Annotated in this window: 19 protein-coding genes; 14 read left to right on the forward strand and 5 right to left on the reverse strand. The window is 54.7% G+C overall.

The features are described 5' to 3' along the window. Positions 1 to 109: 109 nt before the first annotated feature. The 4 genes from AC0LWT_RS21710 to kduI are packed head-to-tail and all read right to left on the reverse strand — an operon-like array spanning position 110 to position 3,350. A complete protein-coding gene (locus AC0LWT_RS21710) occupies positions 110 to 949 on the reverse strand; it encodes a sugar phosphate isomerase/epimerase family protein (RefSeq protein WP_474683360.1) in 840 nt (279 codons plus the stop codon). Further along, entirely contained in the window at positions 950 to 1,702 is a 753-nt protein-coding gene (kduD, locus tag AC0LWT_RS21715; RefSeq protein WP_474683361.1) for a 2-dehydro-3-deoxy-D-gluconate 5-dehydrogenase KduD, read from the reverse strand. A gap of 24 nt (positions 1,703 to 1,726) precedes the next feature. After that, a complete protein-coding gene (locus tag AC0LWT_RS21720) occupies positions 1,727 to 2,482 on the reverse strand; it encodes a DeoR/GlpR family DNA-binding transcription regulator (RefSeq protein ID WP_474683362.1) in 756 nt (251 codons plus the stop codon). Positions 2,483 to 2,516: 34 nt separating this feature from the next. Next, positions 2,517 to 3,350 carry a 5-dehydro-4-deoxy-D-glucuronate isomerase gene (gene kduI, locus AC0LWT_RS21725; RefSeq protein ID WP_474683462.1) on the reverse strand — a complete coding sequence of 278 codons (834 nt, stop codon included), beginning with the start codon at positions 3,348 to 3,350 and terminating at the stop codon, positions 2,517 to 2,519. A gap of 249 nt (positions 3,351 to 3,599) precedes the next feature. Here kduI and AC0LWT_RS21730 point away from each other — a divergent pair, with 249 nt between their 5' ends. Next, a complete protein-coding gene (locus AC0LWT_RS21730) occupies positions 3,600 to 3,767 on the forward strand; it encodes a hypothetical protein (RefSeq protein WP_474683363.1) in 168 nt (55 codons plus the stop codon). Positions 3,768 to 3,840: 73 nt separating this feature from the next. Here the strand turns inward: AC0LWT_RS21730 and AC0LWT_RS21735 are convergent, their stop codons facing one another. Next, on the reverse strand, positions 3,841 to 4,188 hold the full coding sequence (locus tag AC0LWT_RS21735) for a YkgJ family cysteine cluster protein (protein ID WP_474683364.1): 348 nt from the start codon (positions 4,186 to 4,188) through the stop codon (positions 3,841 to 3,843). Between the two features lie 272 nt (positions 4,189 to 4,460). Here AC0LWT_RS21735 and AC0LWT_RS21740 point away from each other — a divergent pair, with 272 nt between their 5' ends. The 13 genes from AC0LWT_RS21740 (at position 4,461) to AC0LWT_RS21800 (ending at position 22,050) form a co-directional block, all read left to right on the forward strand. After that, positions 4,461 to 5,669 carry an aspartate aminotransferase family protein gene (locus AC0LWT_RS21740; RefSeq protein WP_474683365.1) on the forward strand — a complete coding sequence of 403 codons (1,209 nt, stop codon included), beginning with the start codon at positions 4,461 to 4,463 and terminating at the stop codon, positions 5,667 to 5,669. A gap of 235 nt (positions 5,670 to 5,904) precedes the next feature. Continuing rightward, positions 5,905 to 6,801 (forward strand): sugar phosphate isomerase/epimerase family protein, encoded by an 897-nt coding sequence (locus tag AC0LWT_RS21745; protein WP_474683366.1) that lies wholly within the window; start codon positions 5,905 to 5,907, stop codon positions 6,799 to 6,801. Beyond that, positions 6,798 to 7,712: an AraC family transcriptional regulator gene (locus AC0LWT_RS21750; protein ID WP_474683367.1), complete on the forward strand. Its 915-nt coding sequence runs from the start codon at positions 6,798 to 6,800 to the stop codon at positions 7,710 to 7,712. The genes AC0LWT_RS21745 and AC0LWT_RS21750 overlap by 4 nt, the downstream gene beginning before the upstream one ends. A 108-nt stretch (positions 7,713 to 7,820) precedes the next feature. Then, complete coding sequence (gene melA, locus AC0LWT_RS21755; protein WP_474683368.1) at positions 7,821 to 9,326, forward strand: alpha-glucosidase/alpha-galactosidase; 1,506 nt, start codon at positions 7,821 to 7,823, stop codon at positions 9,324 to 9,326. Positions 9,327 to 10,321: 995 nt separating this feature from the next. After that, positions 10,322 to 10,642: a cupin domain-containing protein gene (locus tag AC0LWT_RS21760; RefSeq protein ID WP_474683369.1), complete on the forward strand. Its 321-nt coding sequence runs from the start codon at positions 10,322 to 10,324 to the stop codon at positions 10,640 to 10,642. Between the two features lie 446 nt (positions 10,643 to 11,088). Next, positions 11,089 to 11,865: a DeoR/GlpR family DNA-binding transcription regulator gene (locus tag AC0LWT_RS21765; protein ID WP_474683370.1), complete on the forward strand. Its 777-nt coding sequence runs from the start codon at positions 11,089 to 11,091 to the stop codon at positions 11,863 to 11,865. Between the two features lie 43 nt (positions 11,866 to 11,908). Beyond that, positions 11,909 to 13,396 (forward strand): sugar ABC transporter ATP-binding protein, encoded by a 1,488-nt coding sequence (locus AC0LWT_RS21770; RefSeq protein WP_474683371.1) that lies wholly within the window; start codon positions 11,909 to 11,911, stop codon positions 13,394 to 13,396. Positions 13,397 to 14,479: 1,083 nt separating this feature from the next. Further along, on the forward strand, positions 14,480 to 16,006 hold the full coding sequence (locus tag AC0LWT_RS21775; RefSeq protein ID WP_474683372.1) for a sugar ABC transporter ATP-binding protein: 1,527 nt from the start codon (positions 14,480 to 14,482) through the stop codon (positions 16,004 to 16,006). 21 nt (positions 16,007 to 16,027) lie between these two features. Then, positions 16,028 to 17,065: an ABC transporter permease gene (locus AC0LWT_RS21780; RefSeq protein ID WP_474683373.1), complete on the forward strand. Its 1,038-nt coding sequence runs from the start codon at positions 16,028 to 16,030 to the stop codon at positions 17,063 to 17,065. A gap of 1 nt (position 17,066) precedes the next feature. After that, positions 17,067 to 18,062: an ABC transporter permease gene (locus AC0LWT_RS21785; protein ID WP_474683374.1), complete on the forward strand. Its 996-nt coding sequence runs from the start codon at positions 17,067 to 17,069 to the stop codon at positions 18,060 to 18,062. A 180-nt stretch (positions 18,063 to 18,242) separates the two neighbouring features. Then, positions 18,243 to 19,289: a rhamnose ABC transporter substrate-binding protein gene (gene rhaS, locus AC0LWT_RS21790; protein ID WP_474683375.1), complete on the forward strand. Its 1,047-nt coding sequence runs from the start codon at positions 18,243 to 18,245 to the stop codon at positions 19,287 to 19,289. A 58-nt stretch (positions 19,290 to 19,347) separates the two neighbouring features. Continuing rightward, on the forward strand, positions 19,348 to 19,665 hold the full coding sequence (locus tag AC0LWT_RS21795) for a hypothetical protein (protein WP_474683376.1): 318 nt from the start codon (positions 19,348 to 19,350) through the stop codon (positions 19,663 to 19,665). A gap of 312 nt (positions 19,666 to 19,977) precedes the next feature. Further along, complete coding sequence (locus AC0LWT_RS21800) at positions 19,978 to 22,050, forward strand: beta-galactosidase (protein ID WP_474683377.1); 2,073 nt, start codon at positions 19,978 to 19,980, stop codon at positions 22,048 to 22,050. Positions 22,051 to 22,056 lie beyond the last annotated feature (6 nt).

Raw genomic sequence — 22,056 nt, forward strand, 5'->3', positions numbered from 1 at the left:
CGCCGCAGGGATGGTTCTTTTTTCAGTAGATAAGAAAGTATATGTTTTATACTTTTGCTTCGCATCTACCTTGATAAACGCGTTCGTCCCAGAAGGACGACGGAGTCGTTTATCCTTGTTTCATCAAGCCCCGTACATATTGAACCGTTTCATCCACCGTTTCATCCGTCAGCTGTTCCAGCGAAATGTCGATAAACGGCTTGTGCCGGTGCAGTTTTTCAAGAAACGAGGCCGTTCGGAAAATACCGGCTCCCGAGCGTACCTGGCGGAGCTTGCCGTCCTCCTGAACAAGGACGTCTTTCAAATGCGCCAGCACGATGCGGCTGCCAAAACGCTCAAAAGCATAGTCCAAAAAAGCGTCCTGCGAATCGATCGCATCGGGAGGGAGCAGATTGACCGGGTCAAAGACGACGCCGATGTTGCCCGAAGGCACTTCCTCAAGGATGCGGCTCATCTTGTCCGTGCTGGAAAGCGTATGCGTGAACACGGGCTCTAGGCCGATGAACACGCCGCGTTTTTCTGCTTCTTCCGCCAGTTCCTCGACTGTTTGCCGCAAAACCGACCACCCGATCTCCTCGAATCTCTCGGGGTCTTGATCCGCATAAGTGCGCAGGTCGCCGGTTTCCGTCGCGATAATCGATGTGCCGAAATCGCGGGCATAGCGGATGTGCTCCTTGAATCTTTCGATTTCGAGGCGGCGCTGGGCGGCGTCCGGGTGGACCGGATTGATGTAGCAGCCGAGCACCCCGATGCGGATTCCCGCCCGTTCGAAATGCTCGCCCACATAGTTCGCCAGCGCCGGGCTCAGCTTGCCGAGGCTCGTATCGATATCGCCGATAGCTTTGGACAGCGCGAGCTGAACGAAGTCAATCCCGCGTCCTTGGAGCTTGGCCGTCAGTTGTTGCAGCGGCAAATTCCCGACCGAATGCGCAAGAGTTCCGATGCCCATCTATCTCGCCATCCATCCGCCGTCCACGCACAAGACGTGGCCGTTCATATAGTCGGAAGCCGAAGAAGACAAAAATACGACCGGACCTTTCAAATCGTCCGGCGCGCCCCAGCGTCCGGCCGGAATCCGCTCGGTGATCGATTGCGTGCGTTTCTCGTCCTGCAAAATCGGCGCGGTATTGTTGGTCGTCATGTAACCCGGCGCGATGGCGTTGATTTGAATGCCTTTGCCGGCCCATTCGTTGGCCAGCGCTTTGGTAATACCGGCAATCGCATGCTTGCTCGCGGTGTAGCCCGGTACGTTAATGCCGCCCTGATACGTAAGCATCGAGGCGATGTTGATGATTTTGCCGCTGCCGCGCTCCAGCATATGACGGCCTGCCAGTTGGCAGAGGAAGAACGCCGAATTCAAGTTCAGGTCGATAACGTCGTGCCAATCTTGACGGCTGTGCTCGGCAGCCGGCTTGCGGCGGATAATGCCGGCGTTGTTGACGAGAATGTCAATGCCGCCCCAAAAGCCGACTGCGCGGTTCACGACGTCTTCCAGCACTTCTTCGTTGCTCAAATCCGCTGCGATCAGCTCGGCCTGGCCGCCTAATGCGCGAATGGCCGCTACCGTCTGCACGCTTTCGGACGAAGAGACCGCTACGATGCGCGCTCCCGCCTCGGCCAGACCGATCGCCATTGCTTGCCCGAGACCGCCCGAGGCGCCTGTAACGACCGCAGTTTTGCCCGTTAAATCAAAAAGCTTCATATCCGATTTCCCCCAAGCTTCTGCTTATTGATATTCCAATTTCATTCCGGCGCTGCGGAATTGTTCCGCCGTATCGGCAGGAAGCTTGCTGTCCGTCAAAATCATCGAGACGTCCGACAGCTCCGCGAACGTACGCAGCGCGCACTGCCCGAATTTGAAATGGTCGACGACGCTGTAGACCGTATGGCTGGAGTTGATCAGCGCCTTTTTGTAATCGACCAGTTCGCTCGTATAAATGGTAAAACCGTACTGCAAATGAACGCCGGTAGCGGATATAAACGACTTCTGAATGTTCAGCTTGCTGACGTATTCAGCCGCTTCGGAGCCGGCCAGCACGTTGCGGATGCGGGTTCCGCCGGGAACGACAAGCCTGATTTCGTCCTTGCGTACAAGCTCGGAAATAATGTACAGGTCATTCGTCACGACGGTCAGAGGCTGGTTGTCCAGCCGCCTGGCGATTTCCAGCGTCGTGCTGCCGCCGTCCAGGGCGATGATGTCGCCGTGCTGAATGTGCCTGACGGCGATTTCGGCAATTTCCGCCTTCTCGTCGGCGTGTTTGACGAGCGGTTCCTTGGCGGAAAGAATGCCGTGCTGATCGCTTTGCGCCAGCGTCGCTCCGCCGTGAATGCGGATCAGCAGCCCTTTTTCCTCAAGCTTCGCCAAATCTTCGCGGATCGTTTTGCCGGTGACCTCAAGGCGCTCGCTCAGTTGGCTGACGGTCACTTCCTTTTGCGCCAGCAGCATTTCCATGATGATTTCATATCTGCGTAAAGGGTTCATCGGTGTTCATCCGTTCTGAAAGAGAGTGTACCGATTATTTTAAATCTTTCATGGCTACGGCGTCCATGTCTTCAAAAATTTGATTTTCGCCGGCCATGCCCCAAATAAACGTATAATTGCTCGTACCTACGCCGCTGTGAATCGACCAGCTCGGCGAAATGACGGCTTGCTCGTTGCGCATCACGACATGGCGCGTTTCCTGCGGCTCGCCCATCAGATGGAATACGACGCCGTCTTCCGGCATATCGAAGTAAAAATACACTTCGGAGCGGCGGTTGTGCGTGTGGCTCGGCATAGTATTCCACATGTTGCCCGGCTTGAGCAGCGTCATGCCCATAACGAGTTGACAGCTTTGCACGCCGCCTGTATGGATGTAACGGTAGATCGTCCGCTCATTGGAGTTGGTGATGCTGCCGAGATGGTTCGGCGAAGCTTCGTTGATGGCGATTTTCACGGTCGGATGGGTCGTATGCGCCGGAGTGGAGTTGAAGTAAAATTTCGCAGGCTCCGCGCCGTTCTCGCTTTCGAAAAAGATCTCCTTCGCTCCTTTACCGATGTAAAGGCCGTCTTTGGAGTCCATTGCATACGCAGTGCCGTCGACGCGAACGGTTCCACGACCGCCTACGTTAATAATTCCGATTTCGCGGCGCTCCAGGAAGTAGTCTGCGGCCATATCCTTTTTGTTGGCTTCCAGCTGAACCGAACGCTCAACAGGCACGACCCCACCTACGATAAAACGATCCACGTGCGAATAAACCGTCTTCACTTCATCCGGCGCGAACAAGGAATTGATGAGAAATTCTTCCCGCAGGCGGCTGGTGTCAAAAGTTTTAACTTCTCTCGGGTGCGAAGCGTAGCGAATATCCATTTCCATGAAAAAATCTCTCCCTTTAGGTTCAAATGTGTAAAAATAAGTTCATATAGGTTTAAATTACTCCAAATGAACCGATTATTCAAGCGGAAAATCGCCGATCCCGAAAAGCGACCTTCATCGATCCCCATAAGGTGGCTTCGTCTACTCCGAAAAGCAGTCTTCCTTTTATGCATAAAATCAGGCTTGTCGGTGGGAGACTATTATGGATGACAGCAAAATTTTCCACCGAGGAGGCTTCCGAACATGAGCGAACCGAACTATTTTGAGCACGTCTGCCAGGATACGATCCCGACCAAACCCGGAGAAGAGGACGTGACCGCTACGGATATGATCAGCAGTGCGGTTGAGGAAATCGTCGACAACATCGAGCACGCTTTCACCGATGACACGGAAAAGGACGAATGGAAGTGAGAAGTCGCCGTCCCCGCGCAAAAAAAGACGCCTCGTTCCGCTTGCCCGGCGGTTTCGGAGGCGTTCTGCAGCATCATTTGAAATGCTTCCAGAGAAAATCCAGGGTCAACAGCCCAACAGGTTTTTCCTTGAAGCCTTTGTCTTCCTGAGTTGCCAGCTCGGGCTTGCGGTAGCAGATCAGGTGCCGATAATAGCCGAATTTCCGGCACACTTCCGGCCTTGCGGCGTAAATTCCGCATTTGTCCCGGTCCAGATCGTAAAAGATGCACGTTCCGTACAATCTCGGTTGATTTTCAAGGTTGGAGCGGGTTTTGGCCGGCATCGATTTGATATGCTTTTTGATGCGTTTGAACTCCTGCTCGGTGACCGGAACCGGGCCGCAGCACATCCCTTTGCATCCTTGGCAGGGTAAAGTTTCCATAAGCAACCTCCTGTAACGGCGTTCTATTTCCGGAAATTTACATTGACATAAGCGGTAAAATGTGATATAATGAATTTCCGTTTTTGGTGAAAATATTTTAACATAAACTCAACAAAATGAAAAGTCAAATGAATCGGCAATCGATCTCAGGCAAGGACCTGGAATCGGCTGCCGATTTTTGCTGTCGCGGGACAGAAGATCATCCGAAAAAAAGATTTGAATAAAAATACAACAAAATGTATAATAATACGAAATTACGAAGAGGTGATGGCATGAATTCCCAAGTTCAAAGCGAAACGTCAAAACTGTTAAAAGAAGCGGAAGCTTCGCTTCTGTTCACGGCCAAACGGCCGGAGATTGTGTTCGAACGCGGTCAGGGCATGTATCTGTGGGATACGGAGGGCAGGAAGTATCTGGATTTTGTCGGCGGCTGGGCCGTGACCTGTCTGGGGCATTCGCCGGCTGTACTGCAGGAAGCGCTCGCCCGGCAAGCCTCCGTACTGGTGAATACGAGTCCGGCGTACTTGAACAGGCCGATGGTCGAATTCGCCAAGCTGCTGACGGATCACACCTGCTATGACAGAGTGTTTTTTGCCAGCAGCGGGGCGGAAGCGAACGAAAGTGCGGTCAAGCTGGCGAGAAAATACGGCTCCTTGAAGCTGGGAGGGGCTTTTGAGATTGTTACGACGACGAACAGCTTCCACGGACGTACGCTGGCTATGATGTCCGCAACCGGTAAAGCTTACTGGGAGCCGCTGTTCGCGCCAAAGGTGCCGGGCTTCCGGCACGTGCCTCTGAACGACATCGAGGCGTGCCTGCAGGCCGTCGGTCCGAACACTTGCGCGATTATGCTGGAGCTGGTCCAAGGTGAAGGGGGCGTTCACGCCGCCCATCCCGATTATGTGCGGAAGCTGCGCCAAATTTGCGACGAACGCTCGATTTTGCTCATTTTCGACGAAGTTCAAACGGGAGTCGGACGAACCGGCACCATGTTCGCGTACGAACATTACGGGATCGAAGCCGACATCATGACGCTCGGCAAAGGGATCGGGGGCGGCTTCCCGCTTTCGGCGATGCTGACGAAGGAGGCTTACAACTTGTTCGAGCCCGGCGATCAGGGCGGGACTTACACCGGACAGCCGCTGGCGATGGCTGCGGGCCTCGCCGTCTTCAGCGAGGTGATCCGCCTGAATTTGCCGCGAAAAGCGAAGGAGCAAGGGGACTATTTGCAGCAGCGGCTGCACGAAATCGCAGCGAAGCACGGCCTGCGCAACATTCGCGGCAAAGGGCTGCTGGCGGCTTTTGACCTGCCCGAGCCAAAAGGCGCCGAGCTGGTCGCAAATTGCTTGCAGGCCGGCCTGCTCGTCAATTCGCCGCAGCCTGCGACGATTCGTCTTATGCCGCCGTTAATCGTGAGCCGGGAGGACATTGACGAGATGCTGGCTGTTTTGGACCGCGAATTGGATCGTTTACGGGAGTGACAGCTCCGCAACGCGCGATTATCCTCGCATTGTCCGCAGCCCCGCTGCGTAGTATGCTATTCATGAAGAAGCATGAATGAGATAAACCTCTATCGAGGTCTTTCGAAGATGAGCGACCGCGTTTAGAGGTAGGTTTATTCGCCAATAAGAATGTGTTCTGCGCGCTTTAGCGCTGTAAAGAACTTAAACATTCTTATGTTGTAAAAAATGGCTTCAACGTGGAAAGGAGCGGCGCATGACGGGTTGGAATCGGGTCAATGACGGAACGAATGAACCGCCGAAGCTGGCCATCGAGCAATCTTGGTGGGCGATGTCCGGTTTGGGTCAAGACGGCAAGGAGTGGTCGACGGAAGAAAAGGTGGAGCGGATCGCTGAAGCGGGCTTCACGGGCATTTCCGGTTTTGTGCCGGCGCAGGCCGAGGCGGCGAAGTGGCACCGGCTCCTCGACCGGTACAAGCTGAGCTTCAGCGGCCTGGCTTATCCGCTCAAGGCGCAAGATATGGAGGGGCCGCTTCAGGCCGCCAAAGCGTTTGGCCGGGTGCGGTACATGAACATCCAGCTGATGGATGCGTTCGTTGTCGGCGAAGAGGCGCAGCGCTTGCTGGAAGGCGTGCTGGAAGCCTGCGAGCGCGCCGGCATCCCGGGTTTTATCGAGACGCACCGCGGCACGGTTACGCAGGATTTGATCCGCACGGCTCAGTATGTGGAACAACTTCCGCAGCTGCAGCTGACGATCGACCTGTCGCATTACGTCGTGGCCGGGGAAATGACCGGCGGCGGCAGCGAGCGGGCGGAGCGGCTTTTTGACCGGCTGCTGGCGCGAACGGCGGCCATTCATGCACGCGTGTCGAACGGCGAGCAGGTGCAGATCGATATCGGCCCGGATGGCGATCATCCTATGGCCGGCCATTTTGCTCGCTGGTGGAGGAAGGGCATGGAGCAGTGGCTGAAGCGGGCGATGCCCGGCGATGTGCTCCCTTTTGTCACGGAGCTCGGACCTCCGCGCAATTATGCGATAACCCGGATCGACGCTGAGGGACGGGAAGTGGAAATCTCCGACCGCTGGCAGCAAGCGCTGCTCCTGAAGCGGATCGCCGAGGAGCAGTGGCGGCAGGCGCGGAGCCGGCCATGAGCGGCGGCCTTTTTCAGAGCACGATGCTGGAGCGGGATTGCCATCCGCAGGTTATGGCTTACTATTTTAAACAATGGAACGGATTCCATATGCAGTTTCACCGGCACGATGCGATTGAAATCATGTATGCGATCCACGGCGCCTGCGATGTGGAAATTCAAACGAAACGGGAGGCGCACGATAGCGTCAGGCTGAAAAAGGGCGAGTTCATCATTTTGGATGCCAATGTGCCGCACAGGCTGCTGGTGGGCGAAGGCGCGCCCTGCCGGATGCTGAACGCCGAATTCCGCTTCGCCGACCGTAAGGGCGCATTCCCGTCGGTTCGGCAAATGGCGCTTGAAGACGGCGTATTGGCTTCATTTTTGACCGTACAGTCGCCTTATCTGGTGCTCCGCGATCCCGACGACGTGTACCACGTGCTCAAAAGCCTCGTACTGGAGCTTGACAGGCCCGGGGCCAAAAGCGAAACGATGGTGCACCTGCTTATGTCGCAGCTATTGATCCGGATCGCCAGACTGTGGCGGGAAACGTACCGCAGCGGCCAGCAGCAAAGCGACGTCTATGTGAAGCAGAGCATGGAGTATCTTCATCAAAACTACGACCGGGACATTCAGGTCAAAGATATCGCTGCGGCCGTCAGCCTGCATCCCGGCTATTTGCAGCGCATTTTCAAAACCAATACCGGCGTGACGCTGATGGAATATTTGACCTCGATCCGCATGGAAAAAGCAAAGATGCTGCTGCTCGAAACCGACGTGCAGATTGCGGAGATTTGCGATTATGTCGGGGTCGGCAGCCGGCAATATTTTCATATGCTGTTCAAAGCGTACACGAATCGGACGCCTTTGGAGTTCAGGCAGTCGATGGATACGCACATCATGAATTATCCGGAACAAAGTGAGGATTTTTGACAGACGCAGGGGTAAAAAGTGAGGAATTTGATAACGCTTCCGGCGGACGCTTTGCTACAATTGGTTTTGTGTAAGAAACCGAATGTGACAAAGAGAGGATGAAGTCTGATGTCGTTTAAAGTTGCTTTTATCGGGGCGGGAAGTATCGGATTTACCCGTGGTTTGCTGCGGGATTTGCTCGCGGTGCCTGAATTTCACAATATGGAAGTCGCTTTTACGGACATCAATGCGCACAACCTGGAGATGGTGACGGAGCTCTGCCAGCGGGATATTCGCGAGAACGGTTTGGCGATTCAAATCCAGGCGACGACGGACCGCAGGGAAGCTTTGAAAGATGCGAAATATGTATTATGTACGATTCGTGTAGGCGGGCTTGAAGCTTTTGCTACGGACGTGGACATTCCGCTGAAATACGGCATCGACCAATGCGTCGGCGATACGCTGTGCGCGGGCGGCATTATGTACGGACAGCGCGGCATCGCCGAGATGCTGAACATTTGCAAAGATATTCGCGAGACGGCTGCGCCGGACGTGCTGCTGCTCAACTATGCGAACCCGATGGCGATGCTGACTTGGGCGTGCAACAAATACGGCGGCGTGCGCACGATCGGCTTGTGTCACGGCGTGCAGGGCGGGCACTGGCAGATTGCCGAGGCGTTCGGCCTGAAGCAGGAGGAAGTCGATATCATCTGCGCCGGCATTAACCATCAGACGTGGTACATCCAAATCCGCCATAACGGCGAAGATTTGACCGGAAGGCTGCTCGAAGCTTTCGAGAAGCATCCGGATTTCAGCCGCACCGAAAAAGTGCGCATCGATATGCTGCGCCGTTTCGGCTACTACAGCACGGAGTCCAACGGGCACCTGAGCGAATACGTGCCCTGGTACCGCAAGCGGCCGCAGGAAATCGCCGAATGGATCGATCTCGGCAGCTGGATCAACGGGGAAACCGGCGGCTATTTGCGCGTATGCACGGAAGGCCGCAACTGGTTCGAGACCGATTTCCCGAACTGGATGAAAGATCCGGCCCTGGAGTACAAGCCGGAAAAGCGCAGCCACGAGCACGGCTCGTACATCATTGAAGGCCTGGAGACCGGCCGTGTGTACCGCGGGCATTTCAACGTGGTGAACGACGGCGTTATCGCCAACCTGCCGGCCGATGCGGTGATCGAAGCTCCGGGCTACGCGGACCGCAACGGAATTTCGATGCCGCGCATCGGTGATCTGCCGCTGGGGCCTGCGGCCGTATGCAATGCGAGCATCTCCGTACAGCGGCTTGCCGTAGAAGCCGCCGTGCACGGCGACGACAAACTGCTGCGCCAGGCGTTCATGATGGACCCGCTCGTCGGCGCAGTGTGCAATCCGAAGGAGATTTGGCAGCTTGTCGACGAAATGCTCGTCGCGCAGGAGCAGTGGCTGCCGCAGTACGGCAGCGCGATTGCCGAAGCGAAGCGGCGCCTCGCTTCGGGCGATCTGATCCCGACGAGAGACTACGAGGGCGCGGCGCGCCTGAAGGTGAAATCCGTCGAGGAGATGAAGCAGGACCGCGAAGCCGCCAACAAAAACGCCGGCGAATCGGACAAAGGCAAGGACCGCGCAGCGGCGGCGCACTGATCCGTTCGGCTCGGGGCGCACTCGCCTGCGGCCGATTTGAGCGGCTAGCGCGGCGTTGAGCTGCGCTGTGCTGCAGCGCGTTGCGGTAAGCTGAGCCGCGCTGCGCTGCCGCCGGAGCGCTGCTGCCCGGAGTCTGTATTTTAAAGCGGGCATCGGTTATAATGGATGAAACTGAAAAAGGACCTTGCGGTCCTTTTTTTACGCTGCCGAAAGTCGACCGAAAGCTGTCAGGCTGCGAAACACTGCGCGCTGGGAGCTGCGTGCGGTGCGAAGGCCGGGCCCGGTGTTTGGGCGCGGAAACGTGCAGTTTTCAGGCTGCCTGAGAAAGCCGCGACTTTCTATTAGGGCAGCCGGAGGGTAGTCCTGGTTGGGAGCGCAGCTTCCAGGCCAGGACTGGCTAGGCTAGGCTAGCCAGCCCGAAAACCTGCAAAAGTGCAGGCTTTTTCAGCGATTAGGGGGCATTTTGAGGAAAAGCCTGCGATTGTGCAGGAATTTCCGCCGAAAATGGGCCTGAGCTCAAGTATTCGCAAAAAAACCTGCACATTTGCAGGAATATTTCGTTGCCAACGCGTTGATGAGCAAAAACCTGTACGTTTGCAGGAATATTTTGCTGCGTGAGCATCAACGAGCCCAAAACTGCATTTTTGCAGCAATTTTTGCACGCGCTGTGGCGGGTGGGCGTGCTATCTTCTGGTGCATCAGTTTTTTCAATAGTCTGGTTTTTATAGGCTTTTTGCTCAATGCCAATAGCGTGGTCGGCCGGCCGCTGTCGTGCAGCGAAACACCGTGCGCCGGGAGGTACGTGTGGTGGAACTAAGCGGACTCTGCGCGCGAGAGCTTATCAGTAGGCTGACGTCCACGGCGTCATGGGAGATTTTACAGGTTTTCTGCGGGTTTTCTGCACGCGCCGCCAGTGAGCGGGTTTTTCGGCAGTTTTTTCGTATGTCGGGTACAAAGGAAAGTATCGTTTTCTGCACATGAGAGGAGCGACGGAAATGTCGAACATCGGAGTATGGGAACCGGCCGAGCCGGGAGTGAAGCGCTGTATTTTGAAGGCCGAAGGCGGCCTCATGATGATGGAAGTGCATTTTGAGCCGGGGGCGGAAGGGTACGAGCACAGCCATGTGCACGAGCAAATGTCCTACTGCCTGAAAGGTCGGATCGAGTTCAGAATCGACGGCACGGCGACGGTGATCGGGCAGGGGCAGTCCATTTACATACCAAGCGGGGCCAAGCATGGAGTGACGGCACTGGAATCGTCCGCGCTGCTGGATGTGTTCACCCCTGTCCGCGAAGATCTTGTAAAACGCGGTTAAATGCCGGATCGAACCGAACCGTTTAAGTATGGGACTTGACCACCGCCGTGCAGTACTGCAACGTACGCCGTGAGAGGGCACGCCCGGAGAGTTGATCCGAATTTTTGCGCCACCCGCAAATCATACAATGAAAAAACCGGTTTAACCGCCGGTTGCCGCATTCGCTTTTTTGGGCGAACAACATTGTGTGAGTTGGAGTGGCGCTTTTTTACCACATAAGAATGTTTAAAGTTCTTTCCAGCGCTAAAGCGTGAAGAACAGCATTCTTATTGGCGAATAAACCTACCTCTAAACGCGGTCGCTCATCTTCGAAAGACCTCGATAGAGGTTTATCTCATCGCGGCGAACCTGCAGTGTGAACGACCGCTTTTATTGAACGAACGCAATCGATCCGAAATGTGATATAATAGAACATAACATGAACGAAACGTACAAGGAGCTGCACCATGTTTGCTATCGAACGGTTAAATAAAATCAAAGAACTGCTTTACCAGCACAAACGGGTCGATGTGGTCGAGCTTAGCGAGCTTTTTTCCGTGACGGAAGTGACGATCCGCAGAGATTTGGACAAGCTGGAGCAGAGCGGTTTTTTGGTGAAAACATACGGCGGAGCGGTGATCAACGACAAGCTCGGCGCAGCCCGGGAGGCGGCTGTTCTCGAGGCGGATGATAAAACGATTGAAGAAAAGCGGATGATCGGCAAAATTGCCGCACAAATGATCGAGAACGGCGACGCGATCTATCTCAGTCCAGGCACGACTTGTCTGGAAATCGCCCGCAGCCTGAACGATAAGAAGGTGACCGTCGTCACGAACGACATGGTGATCGGCCTCGCCTTGAAAGACGCCGCAGGCGTCAAAGTGATCGTCACCGGCGGGGATCTCGTGCAGGCCGGTTCGACGCTGGTCGGGGGTTTTACGCTGCAGGCGCTCAGCGGCATTTACATCAACAAGGCGTTTGTCGGTGTCAAGGGTGTGCATCGAGATGCCGGGTATACGGTTGGCAGCTACGAGGAAGCGATGATTTTACAGGAAGTGAAAAAAATTTCCAGCGAAATTATCGTCGCAGCCGATTACACGAAATTCAACCGGACCGGGTTTGCCAAGCTCGGCGACTTGACGATGGCCAAAAAGGTCATTACGAACAAGCAGGTGCCGTCCGAGTTCAAAACGTTTTTTTTCGAGCACGCCGTCGCTTTGTATACAACCTTTGAGCTGGAATAAACCGTACTGCACTTGAACCTTTTGAAGAAATGAGGCACGCAGGGTGAACAATTTTTTGGAAATGAAGGGCATTACGAAACGCTTCCACGACAACGTCGTTTTGAACAATGTCGCGTTGAGCGCGGGTGAAGGCCAAGTGCATGCGCTGATCGGCGAAAACGGGGCAGGCAAATCGACTTTGATGAAAATATTGGCCGGGCTGTTCCAGCCGGATTCCGGCGACATTTATATCAATGGCCGGCAGGTGTCGATCCAAAGCCCCAAACAGGCGCAAGAGCTCGGAATCGCCATGATCCACCAGGAAATCCGGCTGTTCCAAGATTTGAACATTGCTGAGAACGTTTTCATACGCAGGGAACCGGTGAAAAAATGGACCCGGCTGATCGATTGGGACAGCGCTTACAAAGAAACCGGTGAATATCTCAAAAAGTTCGAGCTGAATTTCCATGCGCGAACGCTTGTCAGCACGCTCAGCATCGGGCAGCAAAAGCTCGTCGAAATCATCAAGGCCTACTCGCAGCACGCCAAAATTATGATTATGGACGAGCCGACCGCAGCGCTGACGGAGCAGGAAATCGAACTGCTGTTCAACATTATTCGCGAGATGAAAAAGCACGGCATTACGATCATATATATTTCGCACCGGATCGAGGAGCTGCAGCGGATCGCCGACCGGGTTACGGTAATCCGGGACGGTGAAGTCGTCCAGACGTACGGCATCGGCGAAGTCGATCTGAACGGAATCGTCAAAGTGATGGCCGGCAAGGACGTGGCGGACCGCTATCCGAAGCTGAAGGTGAAGCACGGGGATGAAATATTGCGCGTAGAGAACGTCGGTTACAACGGGCGGATCGAGCATATTCATTTTGCCGTGCGGCGAGGCGAAATTATCGGGCTGACCGGACTGAGCGGCTCGGGTCGCAGAACGCTGGCGAAAGTGCTGTTCGGCATATACGGGCCTTTCGAGGGCGCGATCGTGCTGAACGGCAAAACGTTCACTTCCATGACTCCCCACCTGGCCAAAAAGCACGGTCTTTGTTACGTGACCGGGCTGAATTCGGAGGAAGGGCTTATCTCCAATTCGCCGATATCCGAGAACATCACGCTGACGAACTTGAAGCGGGTGTCCCAAGCCGGGTTTTTGAATCGCGAGAAGGAAGCCGAAGCTGCCAAAGATTTGGTGGAACGGCTGGAAATATCGGTCAGCGAGCTGGAAAACGTCGATAATTTAAGCGGCGGCAAGCAAAAAAAGGTCATTTTGGCCAAGTGGCTGTTCGCCAACGCGAAAGTGCTGATCATCGAAGAGCCGACGGCCGGCATCGATATCGGCTCGAAGATGGACATTTACAACATCATGAACGAGCTTGTGCTTGCGGGGGCGTCGATCATTATGATTTCGTCGGACCTGCCGGAAATTATGGGGATGTCCGACCGGATTATGGTCATGTACAACGGGCAAATCCGCAAAATCTTTAACCGCAACGAAGCGACGCAGGAGCATATTTTGTACTATGCCTCGGGCGGCAAATAAAGCGATGAGCGGGAAACACGGCGGAGCGGGCGGGCTGCGGCGTGTTTTTTGTTGTTTCGGGCGCGGCTTGCCAGCCCGCAAGCTCTGCGTTCGCGCGACCGCAGGCGGTCGAACGATTCACCGCCCACCGGCATGCAGCGCAGCACCGTCCGTTGACGGGGTGCTTACTGCCGCGATCAGAAAATTTGCGCAAGTCAGGCTGTTGAGAATCCACCAAAAGTATGACCTAAATGCCCTTCTCAGATTGTTTTAAATCGTCCCCCACATAAAATTTAATCTGAGGGGAAATCCATTGGACTTTCAGTCGTGAGGGGCTGAATGCCTAGGATGAGCGGAAAAGCCTCAGTTTTACAGGCTGCCCGGAAGCCCACACGCCAGAGTTGGTCGCACAATCTGCCTGGTTGCACGAAGAAAACCTGCAAAAGTACAGTTTTTGCTCGATGGATACGTCCGCTGCGAAAAATTCCTGCAATTGTGCAGGCTTTTCGCCGCGAACATGGGCTCAGGTTCATTTTCACGGGATATTCCTGCACAATCGCAGGCTTTTCGCCAAAATGGACCATTTATAAGGAAAAAGCCTGCACTTTTGCAGGCTTTCTTCCTGACAAGCCGTTTTGTGCCCCACTTCAGCGCCACAATTATGTAGGAGTAGCGTGGGTTGGGGAAGAACGGCTATGCCCCTTATCAACTATCTGACATCTGCAGGGATTTTTCACTTTAGGCGTATCAACGAGCAAAAACTTGCGCTTTTGCAGGCACTCTCCGCATTGCCAAGCAGATGTGTTGTCTCCTAGTGTGGGGGTGTTAACAGCCTGCACGCAGTAGACCTGATTCTTTTCATTCTGAGGGTATCGTCTACGGCAGACGTTATGAGAGTTTTGCAGGTTTTCTGCGCATGACCGGTGATTCGCCGGTTCCGGCGAGCGGGGTGGACAATGTTCTTTTAGGGTTGAAACGAACATAAATGATCAAAAATGAAATCAAAAATTCAAAAAAGTTCTATTCATTTCAATTTTATCGTGTTATACTGTGTTTGCGAATACAGATGATGCGCTGAATAAGAAGGATAGGAGCAGGCCGCTTATGTCTGAGTTTATTTTGGAATTGAGAGCGATTACAAAGACGTTTCCGGGGGTTACAGCGCTCGATCAGGTGCAGTTCCAGCTGAGGCCGGGCGAGATCCACGCTTTGATGGGGGAGAACGGCGCCGGCAAGTCGACGTTTATCAAAATCATCACAGGGGTGCATGCCCCGGATGCGGGCGAGATGTACGTGAACGGCGAGAAGGTGCATTTTAACAATCCGAACGATGCACGCAAGCTGGGAATTGCCGCGATTTATCAGCACGTTACCTGTTATCCGGATTTGAGCGTCACGGAAAATATTTTTATGGGACACGAAAAAATTCAAAAAAGCACCAAACGCATCCTGTGGAGCGAGATGCACGAGGAAGCGGGCAGGCTGCTCAAAGAGCTGGGCGCAAGCTTCGACCCGAAAACGCAGATGGGGGCGCTCAGCATTGCGCAGCAGCAAATTGTCGAAATTGCGAAAGCGCTTTCTACGAATGCGAAGATTATCATTATGGACGAACCGACGGCGGCGTTGACCAAACGGGAGAGCGAGGAGCTGTACAAAATTGCCGAAAGGCTGCGGGACCGGGGGACGGCGATTATTTTTATCTCCCACAGGTTTGAAGACATGTACCGGCTGGCGAGCAGGGTGACCGTGTTTCGGGACGCGCAGTATATCGGCTGCTGGGGCATTCACGATATTACGAACGAAGAGCTGATCGTAGCTATGGTAGGCCGGGAAATTACGCAGCTGTTTCCGAAAAAGGAAACGAGGCCCGGCGACGAAGTACTGCGCGTCGAGGGCGCGGGTCGGACCGGATTTTTCGCCGATATCTCTTTTGCGGTTCGGAGGGGCGAGATTGTCGGGTTGACCGGGCTGGTCGGATCGGGGCGAAGCGAGGTGTGCCAGGCGATATTCGGCATTCATGCTTTGGACAGCGGCCGTATATATCTAAAGGGAAAAGAAATGCGGATCAAAAGTCCATTGGAAGCGATGAAATCGGGAATCGGCTATTTGCCGGAGGACCGGCAGCAGCAGGGGCTGGTGCTGGAATGGGAAATCGGGAAAAACATCACGCTTCCGTTTATCGGCAAATTTTCGAAGCAGGGTTGGCTGAATGTGAACAAGGAAGCGGAAACCGCGAAGGCGCTGGCGGAAAAAGTAAGCGTCAAAGCGGGCAGCATCTTCGATCTGGTCAGCTCCCTGTCCGGCGGCAACCAGCAAAAGGTCGTCTTCGCCAAGCTGCTGACGGCGGATCTGGACGTCATCATTCTCGACGAGCCGACCAAGGGCGTCGATGTGGGAGCCAAATCGGCGATATACGAAATCATCGGCGAGCTGGCGGCGCAAGGCTACGGGGTGCTGCTCGTGTCTTCGGAAATGCCGGAAGTGCTCGGCATGTGCGACCGCATCGTCGTGATGCGGGAAGGCCGGGTGACGGCCACGATGGACCGCAAGGATGCGACGCAGGAAGCGATTCTTGAAGCAGCGATGACCGGCAATCCTGCAAATGCATCGATGCGCGCGACAGTCGGATAACGAACAAGAGGTGGGGGCATTATGGCTGAAAGTACGACAGCTAAAACAACGCTAAACGCGAGTCCGGGAAAAAAAGCGTCGATAAGCGCCGGCATAGCTAAATTCAGAGAGCTTGGGCTGCTTGGTTTTATTATTTTGCTGTCCATTGCCGTCCAACTGCGCAATCCGAGCTTTTTAACGTTGGAGAACGTCAATGATCTGGTCAAAAATACCGCGATTTTAAGCATCCTCGCCGTCGGCATGATGCTCGTGATCGTGACGAGAGGAATCGATCTTTCCATCGGCGCAACGCTCGCCCTCTCGGGGATGGTTGCTGCGCTGACGGTAACGTTTTATCCCGGGCTTCATCCGGTATTCGCGATTTTGCTCGGTACGTCCATCGGAGTTGTATGCGGTTTCATGTTAGGTTTTCTCGTAGCCAAAGTGGGTGTGCTGCCGATTATCGCGACGCTAGGCATGATGAACGTGTTCCGAGGATTGACGTATACGGTCAGCGGAGGCAAATGGGTCAGCGCCCACCAGATGCCGGAAAGCTTTAAAGCGATCGCCACGACTTCGGTTTTGGGCGTGAATACGCTCATCGTGATCGCCGTTTTGATCTACATCGTGTTCTATTATTTCATTAACCACACGAGAACCGGACGGCAAATTTACGCTGTGGGGAGCAACCCGGAATCGGCCAAAATCAGCGGCATCAACAATACGAAAATTTTGTGGCTGGTCTATACCGTTATGGGCGCTTTGTCCGGGCTTGCGGGCGTCCTGTGGGTCGCCAAGTTCGCATCGGCCCAGGGCGATACCGCGATGGGATACGAATTAAGCGTCATCGCCGCTTGCGTGCTCGGGGGCGTCAGCATTGCCGGGGGCTCGGGCAAAATCGGCGGACTTTTGCTGGGCGCGATTCTCCTGGGCATTCTCAATAACGCGCTGCCATTGATCAACGTTTCTCCTTTTTGGCAGATGGCGATTCAGGGGACGATCATTCTCATCGCCGTGCTCATTAACGCAGTCGTAAAAAGAGGCGTGGACCGCAACCATCTCATGAGGAGGAAAATTTAACATGGCACAAACCCGCTTGCTGGGCGGCCGCAAACCGCTGCAAATCAAAAGCTTCTTTTTTCAATGGGAATGGCTGCTCGTCCTCATTTTTATTCTGGTCAACGTGATGAACGCTTATTTGTCCCCGTATTATATGAATATCGAAAATTTGCGCGATGCGACGATGAGCTTTCTTGACAAAGCTTTTATCGTGCTGCCGATGGTGCTGATTATGATTCTCGGCGATATCGACATTTCCGTCGCTTCGACGGTTGCGCTGTCATCCGTCGTTATGGCGGACTTGTACCACCGGGGAGTTCCGATGGAACTGGCCATCGTCATTTGCCTGCTGGTCGGGACGCTCTGCGGTTTGGTCAACGGCCTGCTGATCGTCAAATTCAAGGAGCTTTCGTCCGTGATCGTGACGCTGTCGACGATGATTATTTATCGCGGTATCGCTTACATTATTTTGGAAGATCAGGCGAAGGGGCAGTTCCCCGACTGGTTCAGCTTTTTCGGCTGGGAATATATCGCCGGCATTCCGTTTATTTTGATCGCCTTCGCCTTCTTTGCCGTGCTGTACGGTCTGCTGCTGCATAAAACGACGTTCGGCCGCAGAATTTACGCGATGGGCAACAATATGACCGCAAGCCGTTTTTCCGGCGTTCAGGTCGATAAAATCAAAATCATTGTGTTTGCGCTCGCCGGCCTGATGGCTGCGATTACCGCTATTTTCCTCACATCGAGAATGGGCAGCACGCGGCCCAACGTCGCAAACGGCTACGAGCTGGACGTTATCGCCATGGTTGTGCTCGGAGGCATCAGCACGGCAGGCGGCAAAGGGAGGATGATCGGCGCGATTCTCGCCGTATTTTTGATTGGCATGCTCAGCTACGGCCTCGGTTTGGTGAACGTGCCCGCCCAGGCGCTGCTCATCATTATCGGTCTGCTGCTGATTGTTGCCGTGATGGTCCCCAAGCTTAAACCGGCAAAAGGCCGGCTGCGAAAAGCGGCGTAACGTACTGCCGATATCAAACGGTTCAGGCGGAGCGGAAGGCTATTGCGGCCTGCCGGTTAAGCGGCGGGCTTCATTGCCGACGATGCAAATATACAGTACATAGGTATAGTATATTAAGCTTGCGGTGACTTCGGCGGCCTGAACCGATTTGCATATATCCAATTAAAGGGAGGACAAAAAATGAAAAAGCTGGTTTTCACCTGTTTGACCTCGGTTTTGGCTTTATCGCTTATTGCAGGATGCGGGGGTGCGGCACAGCCTGCCGACGGAAGTAAAGGAGCAGGCGCAAGCGGCGGTAAAAAGAAATTCGCCATCGTTTTCAAAAATACGGGGAACCCTTTCGGAGAGAAGCAGATGGAGGGCTTCAAAAACGCGATAACGGAGCTTGGTGGGGAACCGATTCTGAAAGCGCCGGATCAGCCGACCGCCGAAGCCCAGATCAAAATGATCGAGGAGCTCATTTCGCAAAAAGTCGATTCTATCGCCATAGCGGCGAACGATCCGGATGCGCTCCAGCCCGCTTTGAAAAAAGCGATGAACGCGGGCATCAAAGTGCTTTCCCTCGATTCCGCGGTCAATGCGCAAAGCCGGCTCGTGCACGTCAACCAGGCGGACCCCGAGCGGATCGGCCGCGTGCAGGTGCAGGCGATTTCCGAAATGATCGGCGGCAAAGGCGAAATCGCCGTGCTGAGCGCTACCTCGCAAGCGACGAATCAGAATGCCTGGATCGAGTGGATGAAAAAAGAGCTGGAAGATCCGAAATACAAAGATATCAAGCTGGTGAAAGTAGCCTATGGCGACGACTTGCGGGATAAAAGCGTTTCGGAAACCGAGGCGCTGCTCAAATCTTTTCCGAATTTAAAAGGCATTATCGCTCCTACGACCGTAGGTATCGCAGCCGCGGGCAAGGTGTTAACCGACAAAGGGCTGAAAGGTAAAGTGTTCCTGACCGGGCTCGGACTGCCCAGTGAAATGGCCGAATACATCGATAGCGGCGTCTGTCCGTGGATGTATTTGTGGAATCCGGTCGACGTCGGCTATTTGGCCGGATATGCGGCTGACGGGCTTGTGAAGGGAACGCTTACGGGCAAAGTCGGTGAGAAGTTTGTGGCCGGCAGACTCGGAGACAAACAAGTGATCAAAGACGGTGAAGGCACGCAAATCATGTTGGGCGATCCGTTCAAATTCGACGCGAAAAATATCGCCGAGTGGAAAAAGGTGTATTGACCGTAAGCGGCAGCGGAAATTCGCCTAGACGTGGACGGTCAAGGAAGAATACGTCCGGTTGCACCGGCATCCGTGGCCTGCAGGGCTGGCGAAAGCGCCTTGCCAGCCACAGGCGGCCTGCAAAGCCCGCGAAATCGGCTTGCCAGCCACTGGCAGCCTGCAGGTCCGGGTGAAGCGCCCCGCCGGCCACAGGCGTCCTGCAAAGCCTGCGAAATCGGCCAGCCAGCCACAGGCGTCCTGCAAAGCCCGCGTAATCGGCCTGCCAACCATCCGCCGCCAGCAAAAGCCTGCGAAAGTGCAGGCTTTTGTGCCGGAAGCGGCCCGTTTTTGGAAAAAGCCTGCGATTGTGCAGGAATTTCCCGCCATGAAGGCCTGAGCCTTACATTTTGGCGAAAAAAACTGCACATTTGCAGGAATATTCCGAAACCAGCGCATCAAGGAGCAAAAAGATGTACTTTTGCAGGTTTTTTGCGCATGCCGATGATTTTAGCCCTTAGTGCTGGCGCTGCGAAAACTCCATCCGCATGAAAAAAAACATCAAGCATATCGGACGCGCCCCAAAAGATTCTTTTAGCGTAGAATTTTACTGATTATCATAGCTTTATCGGGTAGGCTCGGGCGGGAATTACGTTTATTATGGAGATAGTTTGTCTTTCTAAGCCATTTATTCCCTAATAGAGGTGATAGCATGCCGCAAAAATTCCCGCCCGTCAGCTCCAAACTGCCTGTTTTTATGCATGGAGCGGACTATAATCCCGATCAATGGCAGCACGATCCGAAAGTTTTGGAAGAAGATATCCGCATGATGAAATTAGCCAAATGCAACGTTATGGCGATCGGCATATTCGCCTGGTCGGCCCTTGAGCCGGAAGAAGGCGTGTTCACCTTCGAGTGGCTTGACCGCGTTCTGAATACGTTTGCCGCGAACGGTATTTATGCCTGGCTGGCAACGCCGAGCGGGGCCAGACCGGCCTGGATGGCGGAAAAATACCCGGAGGTGCTGCGCGTCGGCAGCAACCGGGTACGCAATTTGTTCGGCGCCCGCCACAATCATTGCTACACTTCACCGGTTTACCGGGAAAAGGTCGACTTGATGAACACCAAGCTGGCCGATCGGTATGCGTTTCATCCGGCGGTTGTCGGCTGGCATATATCCAATGAGTACGGCGGAGACTGTCACTGCAATTACTGCCAGGACGCGTTCCGCCAGTGGCTGCAGCGCAAATACGGCACGCTGGAAGCTTTGAATGCGGCTTGGTGGACGGCTTTTTGGAGCCACACCTATACGAGCTGGTCGCAGATCGAATCGCCGGCTCCGCATGGGGAAAATCTGGTCCATGCGATGAATCTGGACTGGAAGCGGTTCGTCACCGATCAGACGGTCGACTTTTGCCGCCGGGAGATTGCGCCGCTCAAGGCGAAAAATGCCGATCTGCCCGTCACGACCAACCTTATGGACGCTTACGAAGGCCTTAATTACTGGAAATTCAAAGATGTGCTCGATGTTATTTCCTGGGACGCTTATCCGACCTGGCACGACGCTGCGGATCAAAGCGATCTGGCGGCCTGGTTCGCGCTCAATCACGACATGTTCCGTTCGATCAAAGGCGGCCGGCCCTTCCTGCTGATGGAAAGCACGCCTAGCTTGACGAACTGGCAGCCGGTCAGCAAGCTGAAGCGTCCGGGCATGCATTTGCTCGCTTCGCTGCAGGCGGTAGCCCACGGCTCGGACTCGGTCCAGTATTTTCAGTGGCGCAAAAGCCGCGGAGCGAGCGAAAAGCTGCACGGCGCCGTAATCGATCATGCCGGTCACGAGCATACGCGCGTGTTCCGGGACGTGGCGGAAGTCGGCGGTGCGCTTGAGAAGCTGGCGGAAGTTATCGGAACCGCCGTCCCTGCGGAAGCGGCGATTATTTTCGACTGGGAGAACCGCTGGGCGGTCAAAGACTCGCAAGGTCCGCGCAACAAGGGAGTGAAGTACGAGGAAACGGTTCTCAGCCATTACCGGGCGTTCTGGGATCAGGGCGTTCCTGTAGACATCATCGATATGGACTGTGATCTGGCAAAATACAAGCTGGTTGTTGCGCCGATGCTTTATCTGGTGCGCCCGGGCGTGGGAGAACGGATCGAGCAGTTCGTTCGGAACGGCGGAACGTTCGTCGCCACTTACTGGTCGGGCGTCGTGGATGAGAACGATTTGTGCTTCCTTGGCGGATTTCCGGGCCCGCTTCGCCAAACTTTGGGCATTTGGGCGGAGGAAATGGACGGTCTGCACGATCATGATACGAACAGCATCGTGTTTCAGGAAGGCAATCCGCTGCGGCTGACAGGCACATTTGAAGTGCGTGAATTGTGCGAGCTCATTCATACGGAAGGTGCGGAAGCGCTGGCGGTGTACGGAGACGACTTTTATGCGGGGCGTCCGGCTGTAACCGTCAACCGGCTTGGCAGCGGCAGGGCGTACTATATCGCTGCCCGCGCGGAAGCGTCGTTCAACCGCGCTTTTTACGAGCACGTATTCCGTGAAGCCGGGGTGAAACGCGCGTTGGAGACGGATTTGCCGGAACAAGTAACTGCGCAGGTTCGCACCGACGGGGAGCATGAGTACGTCTTCGTCATGAACTTCGGCAAAACCGGACAGGCAGTCGAACTGGATGCGGCGACGGCGGTATACACCGACCTGCTGTCTGCCGGAGAAGTTCAAGGCAGCTTGACGCTGCCGTCGTACGGCGTCCGTGTTTTAAAAAGAGCCCGCCCATAAGAAGGG

This window comes from Paenibacillus sp. sgz302164 (genome assembly GCF_056120505.1).